At 58.0% G+C, this 22,031-nt stretch carries 22 protein-coding genes; 13 read left to right on the top strand and 9 right to left on the bottom strand.

Annotated elements, in window-relative coordinates; translation table 11 throughout:
* Positions 1-15: 15 nt before the first annotated feature.
* Positions 16-1,065 carry a metallophosphoesterase gene (locus tag AC1D2P_RS21260; RefSeq protein WP_477757896.1) on the bottom strand — a complete coding sequence of 350 codons (1,050 nt, stop codon included), beginning with the start codon at positions 1,063-1,065 and terminating at the stop codon, positions 16-18.
* 265 nt (positions 1,066-1,330) lie between these two features.
* Here AC1D2P_RS21260 and AC1D2P_RS21255 point away from each other — a divergent pair, with 265 nt between their 5' ends.
* Positions 1,331-1,990 (top strand): MarC family protein, encoded by a 660-nt coding sequence (locus tag AC1D2P_RS21255; RefSeq protein WP_477757897.1) that lies wholly within the window; start codon positions 1,331-1,333, stop codon positions 1,988-1,990.
* 246 nt (positions 1,991-2,236) lie between these two features.
* On the opposite strand, the gene AC1D2P_RS21250 is transcribed toward AC1D2P_RS21255, so the two are convergent.
* The gene (locus AC1D2P_RS21250; protein ID WP_477757898.1) at positions 2,237-2,578 is read right to left on the bottom strand and encodes a hypothetical protein; all 342 of its coding nucleotides are present in this window, start codon (positions 2,576-2,578) and stop codon (positions 2,237-2,239) included.
* A gap of 258 nt (positions 2,579-2,836) precedes the next feature.
* On the opposite strand from AC1D2P_RS21250, the gene AC1D2P_RS21245 reads away from it, so the two are divergent.
* The 4 genes from AC1D2P_RS21245 to pcaG all read left to right on the top strand — a co-directional run bounded on the left by AC1D2P_RS21245 (position 2,837) and on the right by pcaG (position 5,578).
* A complete protein-coding gene (locus AC1D2P_RS21245) occupies positions 2,837-3,100 on the top strand; it encodes a hypothetical protein (RefSeq protein ID WP_046030602.1) in 264 nt (87 codons plus the stop codon).
* Positions 3,101-3,191: 91 nt separating this feature from the next.
* A complete protein-coding gene (pcaQ, locus tag AC1D2P_RS21240) occupies positions 3,192-4,121 on the top strand; it encodes a pca operon transcription factor PcaQ (protein WP_109786743.1) in 930 nt (309 codons plus the stop codon).
* Between the two features lie 122 nt (positions 4,122-4,243).
* Positions 4,244-4,963 (top strand): protocatechuate 3,4-dioxygenase subunit beta, encoded by a 720-nt coding sequence (gene pcaH, locus AC1D2P_RS21235; protein ID WP_477757899.1) that lies wholly within the window; start codon positions 4,244-4,246, stop codon positions 4,961-4,963.
* Between the two features lie 12 nt (positions 4,964-4,975).
* Positions 4,976-5,578: a protocatechuate 3,4-dioxygenase subunit alpha gene (pcaG, locus tag AC1D2P_RS21230; RefSeq protein ID WP_477757900.1), complete on the top strand. Its 603-nt coding sequence runs from the start codon at positions 4,976-4,978 to the stop codon at positions 5,576-5,578.
* A 57-nt stretch (positions 5,579-5,635) separates the two neighbouring features.
* Here the strand turns inward: pcaG and AC1D2P_RS21225 are convergent, their stop codons facing one another.
* Both AC1D2P_RS21225 and AC1D2P_RS21220 read right to left on the bottom strand, forming a co-directional pair.
* A complete protein-coding gene (locus AC1D2P_RS21225) occupies positions 5,636-7,027 on the bottom strand; it encodes an MFS transporter (protein ID WP_109786744.1) in 1,392 nt (463 codons plus the stop codon).
* 82 nt (positions 7,028-7,109) lie between these two features.
* Positions 7,110-7,994 (bottom strand): LysR family transcriptional regulator, encoded by an 885-nt coding sequence (locus AC1D2P_RS21220; protein WP_046030516.1) that lies wholly within the window; start codon positions 7,992-7,994, stop codon positions 7,110-7,112.
* A 166-nt stretch (positions 7,995-8,160) separates the two neighbouring features.
* Between AC1D2P_RS21220 and AC1D2P_RS21215 the strand changes: the two genes are divergently transcribed.
* The 3 genes from AC1D2P_RS21215 (at position 8,161) to AC1D2P_RS21205 (ending at position 11,414) form a co-directional block, all read left to right on the top strand.
* A complete protein-coding gene (locus tag AC1D2P_RS21215; RefSeq protein ID WP_223524990.1) occupies positions 8,161-9,516 on the top strand; it encodes an MFS transporter in 1,356 nt (451 codons plus the stop codon).
* A gap of 15 nt (positions 9,517-9,531) precedes the next feature.
* Positions 9,532-9,972, top strand: coding sequence for a type II 3-dehydroquinate dehydratase (locus tag AC1D2P_RS21210; protein ID WP_109786745.1), 441 nt, complete (start codon positions 9,532-9,534; stop codon positions 9,970-9,972).
* A gap of 146 nt (positions 9,973-10,118) precedes the next feature.
* Complete coding sequence (locus tag AC1D2P_RS21205) at positions 10,119-11,414, top strand: OprD family porin (RefSeq protein ID WP_109786746.1); 1,296 nt, start codon at positions 10,119-10,121, stop codon at positions 11,412-11,414.
* Positions 11,415-11,542: 128 nt separating this feature from the next.
* Here the strand turns inward: AC1D2P_RS21205 and AC1D2P_RS21200 are convergent, their stop codons facing one another.
* From AC1D2P_RS21200 to AC1D2P_RS21190, 3 genes are all read right to left on the bottom strand, one after another.
* The gene (locus tag AC1D2P_RS21200; protein WP_223524986.1) at positions 11,543-11,806 is read right to left on the bottom strand and encodes a hypothetical protein; all 264 of its coding nucleotides are present in this window, start codon (positions 11,804-11,806) and stop codon (positions 11,543-11,545) included.
* A gap of 202 nt (positions 11,807-12,008) precedes the next feature.
* Entirely contained in the window at positions 12,009-13,799 is a 1,791-nt protein-coding gene (locus tag AC1D2P_RS21195; RefSeq protein ID WP_477757901.1) for a SulP family inorganic anion transporter, read from the bottom strand.
* Between the two features lie 77 nt (positions 13,800-13,876).
* Complete coding sequence (locus AC1D2P_RS21190) at positions 13,877-14,536, bottom strand: hypothetical protein (protein ID WP_477757902.1); 660 nt, start codon at positions 14,534-14,536, stop codon at positions 13,877-13,879.
* A gap of 502 nt (positions 14,537-15,038) precedes the next feature.
* On the opposite strand from AC1D2P_RS21190, the gene AC1D2P_RS21185 reads away from it, so the two are divergent.
* Together AC1D2P_RS21185 and AC1D2P_RS21180 are read left to right on the top strand one after the other, a co-directional pair.
* Positions 15,039-15,911 (top strand): TauD/TfdA dioxygenase family protein, encoded by an 873-nt coding sequence (locus tag AC1D2P_RS21185; protein ID WP_218278082.1) that lies wholly within the window; start codon positions 15,039-15,041, stop codon positions 15,909-15,911.
* A gap of 107 nt (positions 15,912-16,018) precedes the next feature.
* Complete coding sequence (locus AC1D2P_RS21180; RefSeq protein WP_046030525.1) at positions 16,019-16,498, top strand: 2,4'-dihydroxyacetophenone dioxygenase family protein; 480 nt, start codon at positions 16,019-16,021, stop codon at positions 16,496-16,498.
* Between the two features lie 63 nt (positions 16,499-16,561).
* Here AC1D2P_RS21180 and AC1D2P_RS21175 read toward each other — a convergent pair whose 3' ends face one another.
* Positions 16,562-17,599 (bottom strand): alpha/beta fold hydrolase, encoded by a 1,038-nt coding sequence (locus AC1D2P_RS21175; protein WP_218191600.1) that lies wholly within the window; start codon positions 17,597-17,599, stop codon positions 16,562-16,564.
* 109 nt (positions 17,600-17,708) lie between these two features.
* On the opposite strand from AC1D2P_RS21175, the gene AC1D2P_RS21170 reads away from it, so the two are divergent.
* The 3 genes from AC1D2P_RS21170 to AC1D2P_RS21160 all read left to right on the top strand — a co-directional run bounded on the left by AC1D2P_RS21170 (position 17,709) and on the right by AC1D2P_RS21160 (position 20,404).
* Positions 17,709-18,734: an AraC family transcriptional regulator gene (locus AC1D2P_RS21170; RefSeq protein WP_460164070.1), complete on the top strand. Its 1,026-nt coding sequence runs from the start codon at positions 17,709-17,711 to the stop codon at positions 18,732-18,734.
* 249 nt (positions 18,735-18,983) lie between these two features.
* The gene (locus AC1D2P_RS21165) at positions 18,984-19,841 is read left to right on the top strand and encodes a TauD/TfdA dioxygenase family protein (protein ID WP_077431907.1); all 858 of its coding nucleotides are present in this window, start codon (positions 18,984-18,986) and stop codon (positions 19,839-19,841) included.
* 161 nt (positions 19,842-20,002) lie between these two features.
* Positions 20,003-20,404, top strand: coding sequence for a GFA family protein (locus tag AC1D2P_RS21160; RefSeq protein ID WP_477757903.1), 402 nt, complete (start codon positions 20,003-20,005; stop codon positions 20,402-20,404).
* A gap of 96 nt (positions 20,405-20,500) precedes the next feature.
* Here the strand turns inward: AC1D2P_RS21160 and AC1D2P_RS21155 are convergent, their stop codons facing one another.
* Positions 20,501-21,913, bottom strand: coding sequence for a purine-cytosine permease family protein (locus tag AC1D2P_RS21155; RefSeq protein WP_109786750.1), 1,413 nt, complete (start codon positions 21,911-21,913; stop codon positions 20,501-20,503).
* Between the last annotated feature and the right edge of the window lie 118 nt (positions 21,914-22,031).

Below are 22,031 nucleotides of genomic sequence, written 5' to 3'. Positions count from 1 at the left end.
CGCCCCGGTTTTCCGTCATTGTGACGACTGCGCGATGCTCCCTTGCGACGCCCCGGGCAGTAAACAGCCCTTGGCCATCCATGGGCAGTCTCTGGCCCAGCGATAATCGGTTTCCAGATCACCGCGATCATTGTAATAAGCCAAACGCAGTTGACGGGCATTCAGGTCGAGTTTGGCAAACCCGGCCCGTGATGCGGCGAACGCGCTGTCCGGTGCAGGTGTATTCAGGGCATAAAGTCTCTGCCCTCCCGCACCGGAGATGACCCACGCGGGCTCCCCGGCGCGCAGCAGTAATTGCTGATTGTGATCATGGCCTGACAAAAGCAGATCGACATTGTTGCGTTGCAAGGCCGGCAGAAGCCTGGCAACCAGATCCGACTCCTCGCCATGTTGCCCCTGATTGCGCACCGGGTGGTGGGACGCAGCGATCCGCCACACCGGACCCGGACCGGGTGCCTGGAATGCCTGATCGATCATGTCGATTTGCTGCTGCAAACTTTCACGCGGTGCCGACGTGTCGAGGAACACCATTCGCACCAAGGGGCGCCCGTCGACGTCACCGAAATCCTTGACGTAAAAGTTCGCCGGCATCTGCCAGCGGCCCGATCCCTTATGCTGCTGTCCGTATTCGATCTCATACTGCTGCGACGCCGGGTAATCGTGATTGCCCAGCACCGCATAGAACGGCACATGACTGAGCCAATGGCCCCAATAGACACGCTCGAATCGGGTCTGCCAGTTGAGGTCGTGGGTGCTGGCTAACGGCTTGCCGTAGAAGTTGTCACCCAGAAACACCACCATGTTCAGTCGCCCCTCATTGGCGGCGACTCGCTCCATGGCCCGCCCCACCCGCCACTGCTGCAGGTCACCGCTGCCTTGATCGCCCACAGCGATCATCGATACCGACGCAGGGTCCTGCGCACTCAACGGAACATAAGGCTCTGGGGGCGTATACAGCCAATCCCCCCCGGCGATCAGCAGAAGAACAAAGGTGACGCCAGAGCAAATCACCACTTTCCTGAACACCGAACGTTTTGCAATAGAGGATGAAGTCGTGCGTTTCAATCGGTCACTCACTGGGTATCGGCAGGCGGGGAAGTCAGGTTCAACCTCCCTTCAATAGATCACTCCAGTTGTTGTTACTTCGTTAAAAATTCGTACCGTATTCATTTTCAAGTCTGCTTTTGCGCCCTGCCCCGCCTCCATTCGACGTTGCGCGCCTCTCGGAAGACCTCCCGTCCGCAAGTCCGGCTTTTTTTCGGCACCGTTCGAGGTGAGTTGCCTCCCGATCAGCTAGGGTGAATCGCAAGCCCCTTCTCAGGCAGCCCCCATGAACTCGTACCTCACGCTGTTCTTCGGAATGTTTACCACCCTCTTGGCGATCATCAATCCATTGGAGGCCATTCCTGTGTTCTTGGGGTTGCTACATGACAAGGACGCCACCGAGTTGCGCCGAGTAGCGCGCAAAGCGTGCCTCTATGCGCTGTTGTTGATGTTCTTTTTTCTGATTTTCGGCAACCTGCTGCTGCGTCTGTTCGAGGTGCCCCTGAGCATGATTCGGGTGGTCGGCGGGTTGATCCTGATGAAAATCGGCTTCGAGCTTTTCGCCCCCTCGCCCAACAGCAGCCTGATTCCCAGCAGCGTCAAGGGTGACCAGGACATTGCCTTCATCCCGATGGCCATGCCGATCATGTTTGGCCCCGGCGCCATCGCTACCGTTATCGGCTTGACCAGCACAATCAAGGATTCCAATCGCGCGGTGATGTCGTTCGCCGTCGTGGCCCTGGCCATCTGCGCCACGATGTTCACCACCTACCTGTCACTGGTCTACGCCAAGGGCATATTGAAAAAGATCGGCCCGCAAGGCATCGACGCCGCGACCCGCATCGTCGGTTTTTTTGTCTCGGCCATGGGCGTGGGCCTTATCTTCCACGGCACGGTGGAGTTCCTCCAGTCGTACGGCGTGCTCCTCAATGCGGTGGCGAAGTAGGCACGTTCTTGGCGGTCGTTGATCTAATCCATAGCTTTCCCGCCCCGTCACGATCAAAACAGCCTTTAAGCGGTTCATCAAAAATCTTCAGCATTGAGTTCGGCCCAACAGACAATTGACTGGTTTGAACTCACCATGAGCATTCTCAGACAAAAAAAGCCCCGCCACCGAATGCGGTGCGGGGCTAAGAATTGGTTGGTTGCGGCCAACCAAAGGAGCACGGTGAAAAGCGTTTACGAGTCAGGGTCAGATGCAATCCTGTGCAGCGCGTTGAAAACTCGAAGGCAGCAAGTTCAAAGCCAGCAGATGCCGCTCGTAGATGAACACCTTGCCGCCGTTCCCGGCCTTGTAGGCTTCCAGTACGTTATCCGTCGAGATTTTGCTCGGCACCACGATCCGGTAGCTGCGCTGGGTCTGCGAGACAGTCGGGGTCAACGCATTGCCCTGCAATTTCGGCACGACGCAGTCAGCGTATTGAGCTGGGGTCTTGCTGGTCTGCAAGGTCAGCGTCGGATCGTTCGGCGCCGACGCACAACCGGCGAGCAACAAAGAGGCAAACGCCATGACGGGTACGAATAAACGGCGCATCGGGCTCATCCTGAAAATAAACGGTTCGGTTCATCCAGCAACGGAACAGCCTCAAGGGCGCCGCCATTGCCATCGGGTCAATGTCTCATCGCCTGAATTTCTTGAGCGGCGTGTTCGATGGACGCGATTTTCCGACTATTTCCGACAAATCAGAACTTGCGTTTCGTAATGGTCACTATTACTTCTAACAATAGTTGTGCGCCGGGCAGACGAATGCGCACTCAATCACAACTGGAAAAGATTGATGAGGATCTCTCCTTGAGAACTTTTGACCTGATTCGCGATGCCGTTTTGCCCGACTTCCGTGACCGGGTGGCCGACTACCTGATCCAGTACGAAAGCGTTCTGTTGGGCGAAAACGCGTCCGACCCGGAGCTTGTCCGAGACACCGCCCATCAGTTGCGCGGTTATTTACGCGGGTTGAACACCATGCGGGTGTTGGGCATGGCGGATTGGGAGGAGCTGGATCGCAGGGTGGTGAATACGTGGCTTCAGCAACTGGACAAACACGGGCTCGAATAGCGACATTAAAACAGCGCAGCTCCGTATAGCTGCTCTAACGCTTCGCATCCAGCACTAATGGGTGCCATACCAAGAAGGCAGAGCCCCCCGATTGAACATCGATACCCGCATCAAATTCCGTCATCTGGTGTGTTTTCTCGAGGTGGCGCGCCAGGGCAGCCTCGCACGTGCTTGCGACAAGTTGGCAATCAGCCAACCGGCACTGTCCAAGACGCTAAAGGAACTGGAAACCCTGCTGGAAGCCACACTGTTTGAACGGGGTAAAAAAGGCTCGACGCTGACCGAATCCGGCGTGGCTTTTTTGCGATACGCAGGACCGAGTGTGCAATCGCTGCGCGAAGGGGTTAACAGTTTGCGCTCTGGTGTACATGAGCCCATTACCGTGCAGCTCGGCGTACTGTCCACCGTCGAAAGTCAGTTGGTGCCTGAAGTTGTCTGCCGCTTACACGACAGGCACCCCGCATTGGTGGTCAGTGTCGTGACCGGGCCAAGTGCCTATTTGCTGTCCCGACTGCGTGTCGGTGAACTGGATCTGGTGGTGGGCAGAATGACCGATAGCCCCTTTATTTCCGGGCTGGCGTTCGAACATCTCTACAGCGAGTCCATGACCCTGGTGGTCCGCACTGGCCATCCGGTGCTCGCCGATCCAGCGGGGCATCAAAACCTCGAACGCTATCCGCTGGTATTGCCGTCGGCGGGGACCACCATCCGCCAGTTCGCCGACAGTCTGTTTGTGCAACACGGGATAACGCCTTCACGCCAACGCCTGGAAACCCTGTCGATAGCCCTGAGCCGGCGCTACGTACAATGCAGCCAGGCCATCTGGGTCGCACCACTTGATGCGGTCAGGCAGGATTTGCGGCAAGGAGAGTTGGTGGAGCTGGATCTGGGGATGCGTGAGCCAGGCGGTTCCGTGGGGCTATGCACAAACCCTGCGTTGCCGGTGACACCCGCGGCGCAATGGTGCGTGGAGGCCTTGCGCGAGGTTGGCCAGGAATATCGTGACGGAGAATATCCATAACCATTTGGACATGGATAAGGTCGTTTTTTTCAATTTTGGGTTGGGCCGCATCAGCGGAAACTGGGTGTCGAGTCGCTGCCAACGCAGTCTCTGCCTCCAACCATAACAATAGGAAAAACGACATGTCTGATGCGCACGACAGCCGCTTCGTCATCCGTGACCGTAATTGGCATCCCAAAGCCCTGACACCGGACTACAAGACATCCATCCTGCGATCTCCCCGCCAGGCACTGGTAAGCATCCCCCAGTCATTATCCGAAACCAGCGGCCCGGATTTTTCCCATCTGAAGCTGGGTCAGCACGATAACGATCTGCTGTTGAACTTCAATCATGGTGGCCTGCCGATCGGAGAGCGAATCATCGTCGCAGGTCGAGTGTGTGATCAGTACGGCAAGCCGATCCCTCACACGTTGGTGGAGATGTGGCAGGCCAATGCCGGCGGCCGTTATCGGCATAAAAAAGACAGTTACCTGGCCCCCCTTGACCCGAATTTCGGCGGGGTTGGCCGAGCGTTGACGGACCGCGATGGCAACTACCGTTTCCGCACCGTCAAACCCGGCCCCTACCCATGGCGCAACGGCCCCAACGATTGGCGACCGGCCCATATCCACGTCTCCATCAGTGGTCCGTCAATTGCCACGCGTTTGATTACTCAGCTGTATTTCGAAGGTGATCCGCTCATCCCGATGTGCCCCATCGTCAAGTCGATTTCGAATCAGGAAGCGGTGCAGAGTTTGATCGCCAAGCTGGATATGAGCATGGCCAATCCAATGGATTGCCTGGCTTATCGTTTTGATATCGTCCTGCGCGGCCAGCGCAAGACCCACTTCGAAAACCGCTGAGGAGGCCTGCACATGCCCGTTCAACTTCTGCCTGAAACCCCGTCGCAAACGGCCGGCCCTTATGTCCATATCGGCTTGGCGCTGGAGGCGGCCGGCAACGCGCCGCGCGAACAGGAAATCTGGAACCACATGGCTAAACCTGACGCGCCAGGTGAGCACATTTTATTGATGGGCCAGGTGTATGACGGCAACGGCCACCTGATTCGTGACGCGTTTCTGGAGTTCTGGCAGGCGAATCACGAAGGCGACTTCGACACGGCTTACGACCTGGAAAAACCCTTCAACTGTTTTGGCCGCACCGCCACGACAGATATCGGTGAATGGACGATCAAAACCATAAAGCCGGGCACGCTGAAAAATGCCTCAGGCGTTGCCATGGCCGCGCATATCAACGTGGCGCTGTTTGCCCGGGGTATCAACATCCACTTGCAGACCCGCCTGTACTTCGACGATGAACCCGAGGCGAATGCCGTGGACCCCGTATTGAATCTGATCGAACAACCCCATCGGCGCGAATCCCTGATTGCCAGGCGCTGTACCGTTGATGGCAAGTTGGCCTACTGCTTCGACATTCATGTGCAAGGCGAATCGGAAACGGTGTTCTTCGACTTCTAACGATGCAGGCACGGTGTTGAGATGCAAACGCTCAACACCGTGGGCATTTTCCCCTGTTCATGCGCGCTGCAACACCGCCTCACCCGCCTTCGGTGGCAATCGCCGGTTGTCCAGCAAAGCAATCCCTGCAATCACCGCCACACACAGGAACGTCAGCTGAAAGTCGACCGTCTCTGCGTGGCCGTTATTGCCATGAATGTTCATCGCGAGCCGTAGCAGCAGCGCCCCCGTGGCAACCCCCATCGCCATGCTCAGCTGGAAGAACATACTGAACAGGGTCGACGCATCGCTCATCTGCTCCTTTGGGACATCGGCAAAACCCAACGTGTTGAACGCGGTGAATTGCATGGACCGTGACAAGCCACCGACAAACAGAATGAACAAGACCAACGCCCAACTCATGCGCTCATCCAGCAACGCACAGGCCGCGATGGCCATTACGCCGAGGATGCCGTTGATCATCAGCACCGGGCGAAATCCGAAGCGTTGCATCACCCTCGTGGTGAACGGCTTCATGGCCAGATTGCCCGCAAAGACAGCCAACACCAGTAACCCCGCATCCAACGCAGAAAGACCGAAGGCCAGTTGAAACATCAGCGGCAGGAGAAACGGCAAGGTGCTGATGGCGATCCGAAAAATCGACCCGCCACACAGGCAGACACTGAAGGTGCGGACTCCCAAGACATCCAGCGCCAGTAACGGTTGGTCCTGCCGACGCAGATGTCGCCAGGCTAAGACACCGAGCATCACGCCTGCGCAACCGAGTGACAGTGCCGGCCACACATTGGCACGGCTTTGCCCCAGCAGCTCGACACCAAACAGCAGCGCGGCGCTGGCGCCAGCAACGAGCAGAAAACCACTGAAATCGAAAGACCGGGCAATGACAGGGTCTCGCTTGGGAATCAAGACGAGCGCGGCAATCATGGCCAACACGCCCAGCGGAAGATTGAGGTAGAAAATCCACGGCCAGGAAGCGTGGGTGACGATGAAACCACCCAACGGGGGGCCAAGAACCGGTGCGACCAGACCGGGCCAGGTAATAACCGAGATCGCTCGCACGAGGTCTTTCTTCTCGGTCGTACGAAGCACTGCCAGGCGCCCGACCGGTACCATCATCGCTCCGCTGATGCCCTGCAGCACGCGCGCGGCGACAAAGGTTGGCAGGCTGTCACTCAACCCACACAGCAATGAAGACAGACAAAACAGCACGATCGCCGAACTGAATATAAAGCGTGAACCGAAGCGATCAGCCAGCCAGCCGCTGATGGGGATGAACACCGCAACCGCGAGCATATAGACGCTCATGCCAATGTTCACATCCACCGCCGGCACACCAAACGTCCTGGCCATGTCAGGCAGCGCGGTCGCGATCACGGTGGCGTCGAGATTTTCCATAAAGAACGTGACCGCTACCAACAGGGCAATCAACGTTGAGCGGCGTTGAGACATCGGTTATCCCGGATCAGCCAAGGCATTGGCCGACACTTTACTATCGAAAACGAATGAAAGTCGAAAGGCCCTTAGGGCAAGGTTACCCCCACCCATGAGCCTCCTCGATAAAATGCAGCACCGCACTGGAACGCTCGTCAATTCGGGAAATCAGCGACAGTTCACTGACCATTTCCGGCTGATCCAGCGGCACTATCCGTATACCAGGCATGGTTAACCGGGTCATGGTTTCCGGCACGATGCTCAGGCCGATGCCAGCTGCGACCAATCCAGGAATACTCATCAGCGACGGTACGTACATGATGTTTTTGGGATGCAGTTGATTTTGCCGGCAGGCCTGGAGTGTGTGAGACGTCAGGCCAATGCCGGCAACGTCCTGAAGAAATACGAACTTCTCGTGCCGCAATGTCGCGAGTTCACCGGTAAAATTTTCCGCCAGTTCATGGTTGTCCGGGATCAACAGAACGAGCCTGGACTGGCTGAAATGGTGGGTGCGCAACCGGTCGGGCAGGTGATCCTTGAACACCCTGGCAAAGGCCAGGTCGAGTTTATGATCGAGCAACATGTCGAACTGCATACGAATACCCGCATCCACCAGCGACACTTTGACCTCGGGAAACGAGCTGAAGTAATGGCGCAGCAGTTGCGGCAAATTGGCCTCGAACAACGCCGAGTGGTAACCGATGTTGATCTCGCCCACTTCTCCACGCCGGGCACGTCGCGCCGCTGCCGCCGCCAGTTCACTGGAATCGATGGATTGGCGCGCGTGAGGCAGAAACGCCTCGCCAGCAGCCGTCAACGTCACACCGCGATTTTCCCGGCGAAACAGTGCCAGGCCCAGTTCGGACTCAAGCGTGCGCATCAATTGGCTGAGTGCCGGTTGGGCAATGCCCAACTGCTCGGCAGCCCGGCTGAAGTGTTGCAGGTCGGCCGCCACGACAAAGGCTTTCAGGTGACGCAGTTCCATAAGGCTTATCCATAAGGCTGGCTTATTAATTTATCTGGATTTCGATAATTATTCTGCAAGCAGGATGCGCTAACGTCTACTCACTTCGACGCGTCCTGCCAAAGCCTTTGCCCGAGCAGGATCGTGTGGGTAATCCATAACCATAAAAACAATGACGAGCACCTCTATGAGCACGACCAGTAACGAGACTCATGATTTGCGCATGCCTCGCAAAGCAGTGACCGCCGCGACCATTGGCACCGCCCTGGAATGGTTTGACTTCACGCTATATGGCGCGGTGTCGGCGACCATTTTGCCCAAGTTGTTCTTCCCGGCCATGGAGCCGACCGCGGGGCTGCTGGCTTCGCTGGCGACGTTCGGCGTTGGCCTGGCAGCGCGGCCACTGGGTGCCATCACCTGCGGTTACCTGGGTGACAAACTCGGTCGACGCAACCTGATGCTGGCTACAGTGACCATGATGGGGTTGGCGTCGGTATTGATGGGCCTGTTGCCTACTTATGGCCAGGTGGGTATCTGGGCGCCGATCCTGCTGGTGCTGCTGCGGATCATTCAAGGCTTCGCGTTGGGCGGTGAGTCCACCGGGGCGCAACTGATGGCCCTGGAGCACGCATCCCCCGAACGCCGAGGGCGTTATTCCGGCATGCTCGGGTTGTGTTCACCGCTCAGCCAGATATTGGCCAACGGCGTGTTGATGGGCCTGGCAGCGACGCTTTCAAGTGAGCAGTTTGAAAGTTTTGGCTGGCGAATCCCCTTCTTGATGAGTTTCGTACTGGTGGTGGTCGCGATTTTCATCCGGTTGAAGGTCGATGAAACCCCGGCGTTCGTGGCTCTGAAAAAGACGCCAGCGAAGAAAGAAAAAAGCCCGCTCAAATCCGCACTGGGCAGCCACTACAAAACCATCCTGCGCTTGATGCTGTTTTTCTGCTCGCCCGCTGCGCTGTTCTATTTGATCGTGATTTTTTCCCTGAGCTACCTGACCAAGCATCTGGGCATGAGCCAATCGATGGGCTTCATGTCCCTCATGGTCGCCAACGTCTGCGCGATTTTCGGTGCGCTAGCCGGTGGTTATCTGTCGGATCGCTGGGGCCGTAAAAAGGCGCTGGCCCTGGGCTCGTGCATGACCTTGCTGATCCTGTTCGTCTACTTCCCGATCCTCAACACGCAAAACGTCACCGCGATCATGGCGATCATGGGGCTGTTTTTGGGCTTTACCCAGTTCCAGAGCGGCATCCAGCCGGTGGCATTCGCCGAAGCATTCCCGACCCAGGTCCGTTACTCCGGCTCCGCCCTGGCCTACACCGGCGCCAACCTGGTGATCGGTGGCCCGATGCCGATGATCGCGGTCTGGCTGATGAGCCAGTCGAACAACTCGCCGTGGCCATTGGTGACGCTGTGCGCCGTGATCAACCTGATCTCGCTGGCAATGATCGTCATCGGCCCTGAAACCCGCGGCGTCGACCTCAATGCCGTCGCCGCATCAGACGCTGTCGATACCACTTCTGCCGCCATTCTTTCCAAATAACGCACCAGGACGACCATGAACCGCACCGTCTTCATCCTTAACGGCCCTAACTTGAACTTGCTGGGTCGTCGTGAGCCGCACATTTACGGGCACACCACGCTCGATCAAATCCGGCAACGTACAGAAATGCTCGCCGAGGAACTTGGCCTGGTATGCGACTTTCGCCAGACCAACCATGAGGGCGTAATGGTCGACTGGATTCAGGAGGCCTTCGAGCAAGGCGCGGCCTTGATCATCAACCCGGCCGGCTTTTCGTTTCACTCGATTCCGGTGCTGGACGCCCTGAAGTTGATCGACGCACCACTGATTGAACTGCACCTGTCGAACATCCATGCACGGGACGAACTGCATCGCCACTCAATCATGTCTGGCGTAGTGAACGCGGTGATTTGCGGCATGGGTGCGGACGGTTATCCCCTCGCACTCCGCGCCATTGATGACCTGCTGCGTCGCTAGTTGCCCACGCCCCGACACAGCTGATCGCTAGACGCTTACACGGCGGCCTCCCGGCTGATGGTTGCCAGGGCCGCCTGCGCCTGAAATTCAGGTGTGGGCCACAAAAACCGCCAAAAAAAATAATAATTCACTGCGAGAAAACCACCATGCGCCACACTATTTTTCGCTGCAACGTACCTGCTCATTACTCATTGATCAGCCTGACCCTGGCACTCAGCGCCGGCTCGGTAGCAGTCGTTCATGCCGACGAAAATAGCGGTTTTGTCGAGGGTGCTACCGCTACCCTCAATCTGCGCAACGCCTACATCAATCGCAACTTCGTCAATCCCGCCTACCCAAACAGGGCCGCGCCACAGAACAAAGCCGAGGAGTGGACGCAAAACTTTATCCTCGATGCCCGCTCCGGCTATACCCAAGGCCCCATAGGGTTCGGTGTCGATGTACTGGGGCTTTATTCGCAAAAGCTCGACGGAGGCAAAGGCACGGGCGGCACGCAACTTCTGCCTATCCATGATGATGGGCGCCCTGCTGACAACTTTGGACGCCTGGGCGTTGCCGCCAAGGCCAAGGTTTCAAAAACGGTGGTCAAAGTCGGAGAATGGGTCAGTACGCTGCCCATCCTGCGTTCAGATGATGGCCGTTCGTTGCCGCAAACCTTTCGTGGCGCTCAGATCACCTCCCAGGAAATTGGCGGGCTGGCGTTATATGGCGGTCAAATCAGGCAAAACAGCCCGCGCAACGACGCCAGCATGGAAGACATGTCCATGAACGGCAAAGCGGCGTTTACTTCCGACCGTTTTAACTTCGGCGGCGGTGAATACACCTTCAACGACAAGCGCACTACGGTTGGGCTCTGGTACGACGAACTCAAGGACATCTATCAGCAACAATACTTCAGCCTCAATCACAGCCAACCTGTGGGTGACTGGACACTGGGCGCCAATCTGGGCTTTTTCACCGGCAAGGAAAACGGTGCCAGCCTGGCCGGAGACATGGACAACAAAACAATGTTTGGCCTGTTATCTGCAAAACTGGGGGGCAGTACGTTTTATGTTGGCTTGCAAAAGCTGACCGGAGATACCGCGTGGATGCGGGTCAATGGTGCCAGTGGCGGCACGCTGGCGAACGACAGCTATAACTCCAGCTACGATAACGCCCAAGAGCATTCCTGGCAGGTTCGTCACGATTTCAATTTCGCCACCGTCGGCATCCCCGGACTCACCATGATGAATCGTTATTTGAGTGGCGATAACGTGCACACGGGTGCTTTCACCGATGGCAAGGAATGGGGTCGGGAGTCGGAACTGGCCTATGTCATTCAGTCTGGAGCCTTGAAAAACCTGAGCGTCAAATGGCGAAACTCCAGTATCCGGAAAAATTTCAGCACCAATGAATTTGACGAAAACCGGCTGTTTGTCAGCTACCCGATATCGTTGCTGTAAGGCGACACACATAAACGCGCTGCAACTGACCGTTTTGGCAAGCCAAACCCGCCAGTAGCAGCCGCTTCAAGTGCAACCACAAATCCATCCCTGATAAATCCCGTTGAGAACGGGATTTATCTCAGCCATCAATATTTGATGTCCCGAGCCGTGCGGCGTGTGTCCTGCTTGCTGCTGCGCTTGTCCTGGCGACAGTTTGCATTGCTCTTGTCATTGTCCTTGCGGCAATCATATTTGGTTTGACGTGCATCGGAGCGCCCTGTCTGCCTGGTATCCCGCGCTTCGCGCCGTTGCTCTCCCTGTTCAGTTGCGTACGCGGGCGCCGACACCCACTGCACACCAGCGGCGACAATCAGTGTCGCCAGGGCCATCAAGCAGTGCTTGCGAATCATGATGTTCCTCCAATTCAAAAACACTCGGTCGTCTCGCTCGCCAATCAGTCCGCTCGCCGAGGATGTCCAGGGGAAAGTCTTCTTGCATCCTTCATTCTCAACCACCCAACCGGTGTAGCACCTGAAATCCGACGATAGGACCACTTAGACCGTCCTGCAAGGCGAGACGGTCGTTGATAGCCGCCAAAATCAAGCGTTACGCTCAGTGTTCCTCGTCCTCGCGGACGACCCAATCCACCGCATACGTCGCCAGGTAGCTGTTGACGGCAGTGCCTATCGTGGGGAAAAACGCGGTGGCGCCAAACTGCGTGAAAATCCCGAATCGCTTCAGTTTGTCCTGGACCGGGTCTTTCATCTCGGCAAAACACAACTCGATGCTCGCGTTGCGCAAGGTTTCGTCCAATTCCGCCAACATATCGGCAGACGTCACGTCCACACTGGTCATCGGTTCTGCCGCAATGACAATCCAGCGCACCGGCGTCGGCGACGTCGCCACCGCGTCCAGCACCCGTTCATTGAACAACTCGGCGTTGGCGAAAAACAAAGGTGCATCCCAGCGAAACAAGACCAGGCCGGGGATGAGTCGCGCATCGGGAAAGCGCGTGATGTCATGGTAACCCTGAACCTCATCGGCACGCCCCAGCACGGCTGAGTACGGGCGCCAGGCGTCCCACAGGAATTCAATCACCGCGAGCAGGATGGCCAGGCCGATACCCTCAATGGCGCCGAACACAGCAACGCCGACGGTGCAGGCGATGGACAGCCAGAACTCCCAGGGCTGAATGCGATAGATACGGCGCAGGTCAGCGACCTCGATCAAGCCGATGGCCGATGCAATCACCACCGCGGCCAGCGCGCTGTTGGGCAAGTCCTGCAACAGGTTCGGCGCCACCATCAGCAGCAAGGCCACAGCCAGCGCTCCGACGACCCCGGATAACTGGGTTTTAGCGCCGGCGGCCTCGGCTACAGGTGTGCGTGACGAACTGCTGCTGATGGGAAAGCCCTGGAAAAACCCCGCCGCCAGATTGGCAACGCCGAGCCCGACCATCTCCTGGTTCGGGTCAACGTAAGTACGCGAGCGCGCCGCATAGACGCGCGACAGCACGCTAGTGTCAGCAAACGAAACCATCGCCACGGCGAAGCCTCCGATCACGATCGGGACGATATCGGCCTGGGTAATCCACGGAATGGCAAACGCCGGCATGCCTTGTGGAAGCGTGCCGAGGACCGATACGCCGTATTTCGTGCCAAGCTCCAGCACACCGACCACGATGGTTGCGCCGGCCACGGCGATCAAAATACCCGGAATGCGTTTGTGCCCCTTGAGCAACAGGATCACCACCAACGTGGCGACGCCGACCGCGAACGTGATCCAGTTGCTTTTTCCCTCCATCACCCCGGAGGCGATCGCCCACAGGTTCCTCAGAGGCCCGGCGGACTCGATCTTGAAACCGAAGACTTTCGGCAGTTGGCTGATCAATACGGTCAGTGCGATACCGTTCATGTACCCGTAGCGGATCGGTTTGGAGAGCAGCTCCGTGATGAAGCCCAGGCGCGCTATGCCCGCCAGGATACAGACCAGCCCCGACACAATCGCCATCATTCCCGCCAGGGCGACGGCCCGATACGGGTCGCCGCCCGACAGCGGCAGGATGACGGCAAGGATGACTGCGGCCAGCGAGGAATCCGGTCCCAGCACCAGAATCCGGCTGGGGCCGAACAACGCATAGGCGAGCAGTGGAATGATCGTCGCGTAGAGGCCATAAATGCCCGGGACGCCCGAGGCCACAGCGTAAGCAATACCCACCGGCACCAGCATGGTGGTCAGCACGAGCCCGGCGACGATGTCATTTCGCAGCCAGGCTATTTGATAGTGGCGCAGGGTGTTCAGCCCCGGCAGCCAGCGGATCCAGGCGCTCTGATTGGCGCCTGTTTCCCGACGGGCAATACGACCCGGTTCCGGGGTGGAAGGTGAAGAGTTCGAATCGCTCATAGAACTGTAACCCCTTGGTGTACAGCACAATTTGGCTTAGTGGGCAGCCGCGGATTGGCCGTGCCCGCCTCTCGTCTTCATCCGCCGAGTGCGATGATCGCGGCGATCAGCAATGCGCCAGTGACCGCCAGCGCAATCCCGCCTTGCCACGGCTTTGCGCCTGCGTACCGCGCCAATATCCAACCCGCGATGAACAGCACCACGAGCCCGATCAAATTGGATAAACGAACGGCGAGCGCCGTCTGTTCGAGTAACAGGAAAGGTATGACGAGTGGAAAGGTCGATAACACCACCAGCAGAAAAACGCCCAATGCCCCCTTGAAATCTTCCCAGCCGAGGCCCGACTGCACTGCCGTGGCCGGGTACTCGACCAGGCGGCTGCGTAACAATTCAAGGGTCTCGGTCTTGGCGGCTGCCGCCACGTGCGACGGTAATGCCCCCGCCACCAGCGCCTGCCCGGTGGCCGCGTCCGCCCTGGCGAGTTTTTCGAACAACGTGCTTTTGCGCGTGCGGTCGACCAATGCCCTGAGTAGATACATCACCCCGTCGGCGAGCCCCCAGGCAAGATTGCAACCGAGCGCGGCGAACATCATCGTACGTTCGGCCTCCTGGCCCGAGGTCGCCACGCTGATCGTCCCCGTGAACGTCATCGCCATGAGCAGGCCGAAGATCACCTCGGTGACGCGGTCGACGGGGTCGAGAATCCGCGCCCGCTTCTGTTCTACGGGGGTTGGCATACGTCCTTCCTCGCTGAAAAGTACCTGCGGGGTGCAAACTTCCTGGGCCAGAGCACCACGCGTTCGGGCGGAGCTCCTTTCGATTTCACTTCATTGTAGTGACAAAAATAATTGTCGCCGCCATCGTGTGCGAATCTCCAATGGCGGCATGCTTGCCTGATATCGATCAGTCAAGAAGCGACACCCTGCGTAGCAGAATGCAACTACACCGTGCGCCCTCCCTCGCACTATTGTTCGATGTCCTCTCTGCCAGTGTCCCAGCATGCGAAGAAACTGTCCCGCCAAGCCCATGGCATTGCGCCCGCGCTACCTACTATAGGACCGGTACCTCTGCCCCGCTGGCAGGGGCCAGTTACTTATGCCGGATGCACACATTTGCGCACCGCTGTACAAGCCCGGATTGGAGAAAACAATGACAACAGTCGCCACAACCCAAGACACTCCTTCACCACTTCCCCACTCGGCACCCGCCATTATTCGGTCGTCAGTGCGTCAGCATTCGATCAAGGTGGAGATTTGCTCCCCCGCCATCGGTGCCGAACTGAGCAACATCAACCTGGCCGACGCTACCCGGGATCCCGAACTGATCGCACAAATCCGGGCGCTGTGGTTGAAGCACAAAGTGCTGTTCTTTCGCGATCAGGACATTTCTCCCCTGGAGCAACAGCACTTCGCCGCGCAATTCGGCGAACTGGAAGGTCATCCCCTGGCGCCGAGCCATCCGGAGGCGGACAAGTTGCTGATGCTTTATCGCAACCTTGACCCGAACAAGCCCAAGAGTTTTGTCGAAAAGGCCAGCCGAGAAAACCTCTGGCACACGGATGTCACCTTCAAGCCAGCGCCGCCTCGCGGAGCGATATTGCGCTGCGAGCAGGGCCCTGAATCCGGCGGCGACACCCTGTTCTCCAACATGGTCATGGCTTACGAAAACCTGCCCGAAGCGGTCAAACAACGGATCGAAGGTCTGTACGCAAAGCACAGTGCCGAGCATTCCTTTGGTGCCCAGTTGCCACGTGAACAACGTCACGCCATGGCCGCGAAGAATCCCGCCGCTGAACATCCTGTGGTGCTTGTTCATCCCGAAACAGGCGAAAAGGTGCTGTTCGTCAACTCCGCGTTCACCACCCATTTCTCGAATTTCTTCAACTTCGAGGATATCCGCTACGGCCAGGACTTCATGCCCGAGGCTCATCACCTGATGAACTACCTGACGTCGCAGGCCGCGATTCCCGAGTACCAGGTACGTCTGAAGTGGCGAACCAACACGATTGCCATGTGGGACAACTTGCAAGTCCAGCACTACGCAGTTGCTGACTACGGCAATGCGCCAAGAAAGATGCTACGCGCGACTCTCGCGGGCACCCCGCTCACCTGATCCCGACACCCCCTTCAGAAAATCCGGAGCACCCGACCATCAGAGATGGTCGGGCGGCTTTGGCTGCCGACGAATACTCGACCTGAACCGCATCAATGGAGAAAGACATGCTCTACGAACACGTCGACACCGCAGTCATCGATGGCGAATCGCTGCCGTGGATACCCTTTACGCCCTATGCGGAAAACGTCCTGCTGAAGTACTTCAAACTTGACCCGATCCGGGGTGAATGGATCGTCATGATGAAGGCACCGCTGGACATGCAACTGCCCAAGCATCACCACACCGGGACGGTGATGGTTTACACGATCGAAGGCCAGTGGAAATACAAGGAGCATGACTGGATCGCCGGCCCTGGCAGCATCGTGTACGAGACGGCGGCATCGACTCACACGCCTGAAGTCGTCAGCACGGGAAGCGCAGATGGGTATGTGCTCACGCTGGTTCACGTGACTGGCGATCTGGCGTTCCTGGACGGGAACGACAACATCGTCGCGCTCGAAAACTGGAAGTCCGGGTTGAAGCGTTATCTCGCCTGGTGCGAGCAACATGACATCGCGCCGAAAGACCTCACGGCATTCAACTGAGTAACAGGTATTGCCGCGAACATCGCGAATCGGGCGGGCGCGCCAAGGCGCTCGCCCTCATCGTTAGAACTGTTCGAGATACGTTAGGAGCAGTTCATTGACCTGTTCGGGGCTTTCTTCCGCGGCGCTATGACCCACGCCGGGTAACAGCACCTTGTTCTGCAGCCCGGGTAAATAAGTGTCGAGCTGGTCGTAGAGACCGCGGATTTCGACCGGTTCCAGTGAAGGGTCGGCAGCACCACCGATGAACAGGCTTGGCTGGCGCACCACCGCACCGTCGAGAAACGCGGTGATTTCCCAGTTCCGGTCGCGACAGCGGTAGTAGTTCAGGGCACCGCTAAACCCGGTGCGGGAATATTCGGCGACGTAGTAATCAAGCGCCCGCTCGCTCAGCCATGAAGGGAACTCGCCCTTCGGTTCCGTGAAGGCGTTGAGAATGGGCTCACCTGGCTCGACGAACAGACGCCAGCGTTCAGCGCCGACAGCACTGCCGGAAATCGAATAGAAAACACTACGCAAGGTCTTGCGCGGGTCGCAGGCCAATTCGCGATCCGGCTTTTCGAGCTGCTGGAAATACAGGTGGTGATACACCCTGCCCTTGGCCATTGCCTGCAAAGCTACGGTCGGCTTGATCTTGCCACGCGGTGGCACCGGCGTATTGAGCATCACCAGGCCACGGAACAGATCCGGCCGCAGCATGGCCGCCGCCTGGGCCACCCAGGCACCCAAGTCGTGCCCAATGATCACCGCTGACGTTTCGCCCAGAGTCGCCATCAAGCCCACCATGTCGCCGACTGCCTGACTCATGTCATAGGCTTCGATGGCATCGGGTCGATCGGTTTGCCCAAACCCCCGCTGATCGGGGACCACGACTCGATACCCGGCCTCGACCAACGCCCCGATCTGGCGCCGCCACATGTACCAAAGATAAGGAAAACCGTGCAGCAGAATGACGAGCGGGCCCTGCCCCTCGTCGATGTAATGCATGCGAATACCGTTGAGTTCGGCAAAGCAGTGATTGAATGCATCGGGATCGTCGGCGTCCGATCGCTCTATTGCCACTTGCTTCTGACAGACGCGCATAGCGGGGCGCTTGTTCATTTATCTACCTCCATCCTTTTTTGGTTGTTGGCCTGAAGGTAGCCGTGACAAGGCGTCCTGCACTAAGCTGCGCAGGACACAATCTTGTGAAATTGGGACACGGGGACACATGTATACCCTGACGCGAAGTGCCAGCCTTACCGACTATGAGCAGGTTGCCCGTTCAGTGGGGCTCGATCCCTTTCGTATGCTGCGTTTGGCCAAGTTGCCGGCCAGTGTCCTCGACGATCCGAATATCATGATCAGCATCGATTCGGTGGGTTGGCTGCTGGAGGAATCAGCCCGCCTGTCCGGCCAGGAGGCCTTCGGGTTGTTGCTCGCGGAAACGCGACACCTGTCCAATTTCGGCATGCTGGCGTTGCTCATCCGCGAAGAACCAACACTTCGTGCCGCCTTGCAATCGTGTGCGCGGTACATGCGTCTGCATAACGCCGGGGTGCAGTTGCGACTTGAAGACGCAGGCGACCTGGTGCTGCTACATGTGGGTGTGAATATGCAGGGTGGGCACGGTGTCTGGCGCCAGGCTATCGAACAGTCGACAGGCATTGGCCTGCGGACGTTGAGCGTACTGACGCGCAATACGTTTCGCCCGGTCAGGGTCAGTTTTACTCACGAGCGCCCTTCCAGCCTTGAAGTGCACCAACGAGTGCTGGGGGCCGCTATCGAGTTTTCCCAGGAATTCAACGCCATTGTTTGCCGCGCGCGCGACCTGGACATGCCCATTCCCGCGGCTGACCCCGCGTTGCATCGCGAGGTGAAGCGAACGCTGGACATGCAATTGGCTAACCTGCGCGACGAACCGGCGCAGCGCGTACGCCAGATCGTCAAGATGCTGCTGCCAAGCGGACTGTGTTCTGTCGACGGGGTTGCCCAGCATCTTGGCATGCATCGACGCACCCTTAACCGACACCTGGCGACCGAGGGAGAGAGTGTCACAACGATCATCAATGCTGTGCGTGCTGAACTCGCCGAAGAGTATCTGGCTAACAGCAAACGCCGATTGTATGAAGTTGCCGAACTTCTCGGTTTTTCCTCTGCCGGTGATTTTTCACGCTGGTTTCGCAGTCAGTTTGGCAAGACACCTTCCGATTGGGCTGCCTGCTATCGAGAGAGCAAGGCAACACCACCGCTTTAACCCGCCTGCTGTGTCCCAATAAGCGAAGAAAATGTCCCGCCATGCCCATGGCATGACTCTCGCGCTTCCTACTATGGGTCCGCGGTCCCTTCTTAACTGAGAGAGGCCAGTACATGCGCCGGATACCCATCTCCCGCCTTGCCGCACCTGCAAAGACCGGATCAACAATAACAAGCGCCGCCGTCTATCAAGGCACGATTTCTCCTGCCTGCCCACGACCCGGCCAAGAACCATCGAAATGGAGACGCAATGCGAGTCGAACAATTGACCTGTGCCATCGGCGCGGAACTGCACAACGTGAATCTGGGCGACGCAGTGCGCGACGACGGCTTGTTCAACGAAGTGTATGCGGCACTATTGAAATACAAGGTGCTGTTCCTGCGCGATCAGGATCTGGACAAGCTCTCACGCCGCGATCACGAAGCATTTGCCCTGCGCCTCGGCCAGCTCGAAACCCATCCGATGCTCCCCAGCCACCCGGAAGCCCCCGGTCTCGTGCAAATCTACAAGACCCCGGAGAATCCGGCGGATCGCTACGAGAATGCGTGGCACTGCGATGCCACCTGGCGGGAGTCGCCGCCGATGGGCGCTGTGTTGCGCTGTATCGAATGCCCACCCACCGGAGGCGACACCATGTGGGCCAACATGGTGATGGCCTATGAAAAACTGCCAATCGATGTGAAGCAGGAAATCGACAGCTTGATCGCCAGCCACAGCTTCAACGCTTCCTTCGCTGCCGCCATGCCGAAGGAAAAGCGCTTGGCGATGAAGGCTCAATACCCCGATGCCGAGCATCCGGTAGTGCGTACCCATCCCGAAACCGGCGAAAAGGTGCTCTTCGTCAATGCCTACGCGACGCACTTCGTGAACTACCACAGCCAGGGACGCGTCCGTGTCGGCCAGGACTACAACCAAAAAGGCGTCGACCTGCTGAAGTACCTGATTAGCCAGGCCTACAACCCCGAGTACCAAGTCCGTTGGCGCTGGAAGCAAAACAGCGTGGCGATATGGGATAACCGTTGCACCCAGCACTATGCAGTGATGGACTATCCGCCCTGCCATCGCAAGATGGAGCGCGCGGCCATCATCGGCGACAAACCCTACTGACAAGTAAAGCGGCCCAGAGACGAGAGATGCTTCAGAGTGTCTACTTTGGGCCGACTATAGCCTTTTACGACAGGCAGAAAACAACCAGAAAGCGTCGGTCGACAACGACAACACTGGCTGTTTAAATTTGCGGCCTTCTCAATACAAGGTATCCCCCCTGAATGACTGATGCCTTCCAGGGCAGCTGCCTTTGCGGCGCCGTCAAGTATCGGGTCTTGTCACAACCTAAAGCGCTGTCTCACTGCCATTGCAGCCAATGCCGCAAAAGCCATGGGGCAGCCTTTGCCAGCTATGGCAGTGTGTTGCGCGATGATCTGCAACTTATTCAAGGCGCCGATAGCCTCAAGTCGTACTCGTCCTCTGAATCCGTACTTCGGCAATTTTGCCATCAGTGCGGCTCGTCGCTGTTCTGGTCAGCGAGCCAAGGCGAATACTCTGACTGGATCTCGATAGCGCTAGGGACTTTGGATACAACACTGCCCTCGGCCAAACAAAAACACGTTCAGGTGATGTCCAAGGCTTCGTGGTACGAAATTCTGGATCAATGGCCGCAACACCAGTGATCGCAATGGGTCGGAAATGCTCTGTACCTCAAAGATCAAAGTGCCCTCAGGCAACGGCGACAGTGCAGCGTAGATCAATGCACTGTCGCCCCTCGGTCAGGCCTTGGTGCTGCGTACAACCGGCACCGCCACCACTGACTTCCTGGCCAGCAGATAGTAAAGAACACCCGGCACCACCAACCCGACGATCCAGGAAATATCCACCCCGCCGAGTTGCGCGACCATCGGCCCGGAGTAGAAATGCGTGTCGACAAAAGGCAGCTGGATCAATACGCCGCTGACGTACACGCTGATCCCCAACACGTTCCAGCGACCATAACGCCCCGCCGGGTCGGACAACGCCGGGATGTCGTAGCGCTCTTTATTGATGAAGTAGTAGTCCACCAGGTTGATCGCGCTCCACGGGGTGAAGAACGTCAGCAAGAACAGGATGAAGTACTTGAACGAATTCAGGAACGAGTACTGGCCGACCAGTGCGAGCGTGGTGGACGCCGCGACGATCAGCAGCACAAACAGCATGCGCTGGCGGGCGGTGATTTCCAGGCGACTGCGAAAACCGCTGATGATGGTGGCCACGCACATGAAGCTGCCATAGGCGTTGAGTGTGGACACGGTGACTTTGCCGAACACCACGCTCAGGTACAGCAATGATGCCATCACCCCAGTGCTGCCCAGGCCGACGATAGTCGCCACTTCGTGACCGCGGAAATTGGCGCCGGCCAACGCGGCAGCGAACACGCCGAGCACCATGGAAGCCTGGGCGCCGAGTACGGTTCCCAGGCCGACGGCGGCGAAGGTTTTCCAGGACGACGTTTTGCTCGGCAAGTAGCGCGAGTAGTCAGCCACGTACGGGCCGAAGGCGATCTGCCAAGAGGCCGACAACGACACCGCCAGCAGGAATGTGCTCCAACCGAAGTGGCGGTTTTCCAGGAGCAGGCCGATGTCGTTGAGGGTCATCAACCGAGTAAACAGGTAAGCGAAGGCGATGATGCCGAGCACGCTCGCTACCCGTCCGACCAGGTGAATCACCCGGTAGCCGAAGATCGTCAGGAACGCGATGCAAGCAGCAAATATCAGGATGCCGGTGCTGTCACTGACACTGATCAACTGGGCAATCGCCTGCCCCGACAGGACCGCGCCGGTCGCGCTGAAACCGAGGTACATCAGGCACACCAGCACAATCGGGATCGCCGCGCCGTAGACCCCGAATTGCACACGGCTGGAGATCATCTGCGGCAGCCCAAGCTTCGGTCCCTGAGCGGCGTGCAGCGCGACAACTGCACCGCCGAGCAATTGGCCGATCAGCAAGCCGATCAACGACCAGAACACATCACCGCCCAACACCACGGCCAGCGCCCCGGTGACAATCGCGGTGATTTGCAGGTTGGCACCCAGCCACAGGGTGAACTGGCTGTAGAGGCTGCCATGACGCTCGGCCTCGGGAATGTAATCGATCGAGCGTGTCTCGATCAGGGGACTTCGTTGCTGACTATCGCGGACCTGGGTCATTATTTTTATTCTCTTCAAAGGTAAAAGGCATCCACACAATCCAATGTGGGCATGGGTAATGCCGAACAGCTAAGCCATGACGCGATCCGTAGCAGCTGACGAAGCCTGCGTCCGGCTG

This window comes from Pseudomonas sp. P1_F1_2 (assembly GCF_056405815.1).
Note: the sequence above shows the minus strand (reverse complement) of the source record. Positions and strands in the feature narration are given on the sequence as shown.

Bases quoted from the DNA above. Each gene is read 5' to 3' on its own strand.
- AC1D2P_RS21200 (WP_223524986.1), bottom strand. From the start codon at position 11,806: ATGATTCGCAAGCACTGCTTGATGGCCCTGGCGACACTGATTGTCGCC.
- AC1D2P_RS21250 (WP_477757898.1), bottom strand. From the start codon at position 2,578: ATGCGCCGTTTATTCGTACCCGTCATGGCGTTTGCCTCTTTGTTGCTC.
- AC1D2P_RS21170 (WP_460164070.1), top strand. From the start codon at position 17,709: ATGTATACCCTGACGCGAAGTGCCAGCCTTACCGACTATGAGCAGGTT.
- AC1D2P_RS21225 (WP_109786744.1), bottom strand. From the start codon at position 7,027: ATGTCTCAACGCCGCTCAACGTTGATTGCCCTGTTGGTAGCGGTCACG.
- AC1D2P_RS21190 (WP_477757902.1), bottom strand. From the start codon at position 14,536: ATGCCAACCCCCGTAGAACAGAAGCGGGCGCGGATTCTCGACCCCGTC.
- AC1D2P_RS21195 (WP_477757901.1), bottom strand. From the start codon at position 13,799: ATGAGCGATTCGAACTCTTCACCTTCCACCCCGGAACCGGGTCGTATT.
- pcaH (WP_477757899.1), top strand. From the start codon at position 4,244: ATGTCTGATGCGCACGACAGCCGCTTCGTCATCCGTGACCGTAATTGG.
- AC1D2P_RS21220 (WP_046030516.1), bottom strand. From the start codon at position 7,994: ATGGAACTGCGTCACCTGAAAGCCTTTGTCGTGGCGGCCGACCTGCAA.
- AC1D2P_RS21155 (WP_109786750.1), bottom strand. From the start codon at position 21,913: ATGACCCAGGTCCGCGATAGTCAGCAACGAAGTCCCCTGATCGAGACA.
- AC1D2P_RS21175 (WP_218191600.1), bottom strand. From the start codon at position 17,599: ATGAACAAGCGCCCCGCTATGCGCGTCTGTCAGAAGCAAGTGGCAATA.
- AC1D2P_RS21255 (WP_477757897.1), top strand. From the start codon at position 1,331: ATGAACTCGTACCTCACGCTGTTCTTCGGAATGTTTACCACCCTCTTG.
- AC1D2P_RS21205 (WP_109786746.1), top strand. From the start codon at position 10,119: ATGCGCCACACTATTTTTCGCTGCAACGTACCTGCTCATTACTCATTG.
- AC1D2P_RS21215 (WP_223524990.1), top strand. From the start codon at position 8,161: ATGAGCACGACCAGTAACGAGACTCATGATTTGCGCATGCCTCGCAAA.
- AC1D2P_RS21165 (WP_077431907.1), top strand. From the start codon at position 18,984: ATGCGAGTCGAACAATTGACCTGTGCCATCGGCGCGGAACTGCACAAC.
- AC1D2P_RS21210 (WP_109786745.1), top strand. From the start codon at position 9,532: ATGAACCGCACCGTCTTCATCCTTAACGGCCCTAACTTGAACTTGCTG.
- pcaG (WP_477757900.1), top strand. From the start codon at position 4,976: ATGCCCGTTCAACTTCTGCCTGAAACCCCGTCGCAAACGGCCGGCCCT.
- AC1D2P_RS21160 (WP_477757903.1), top strand. From the start codon at position 20,003: ATGACTGATGCCTTCCAGGGCAGCTGCCTTTGCGGCGCCGTCAAGTAT.
- AC1D2P_RS21180 (WP_046030525.1), top strand. From the start codon at position 16,019: ATGCTCTACGAACACGTCGACACCGCAGTCATCGATGGCGAATCGCTG.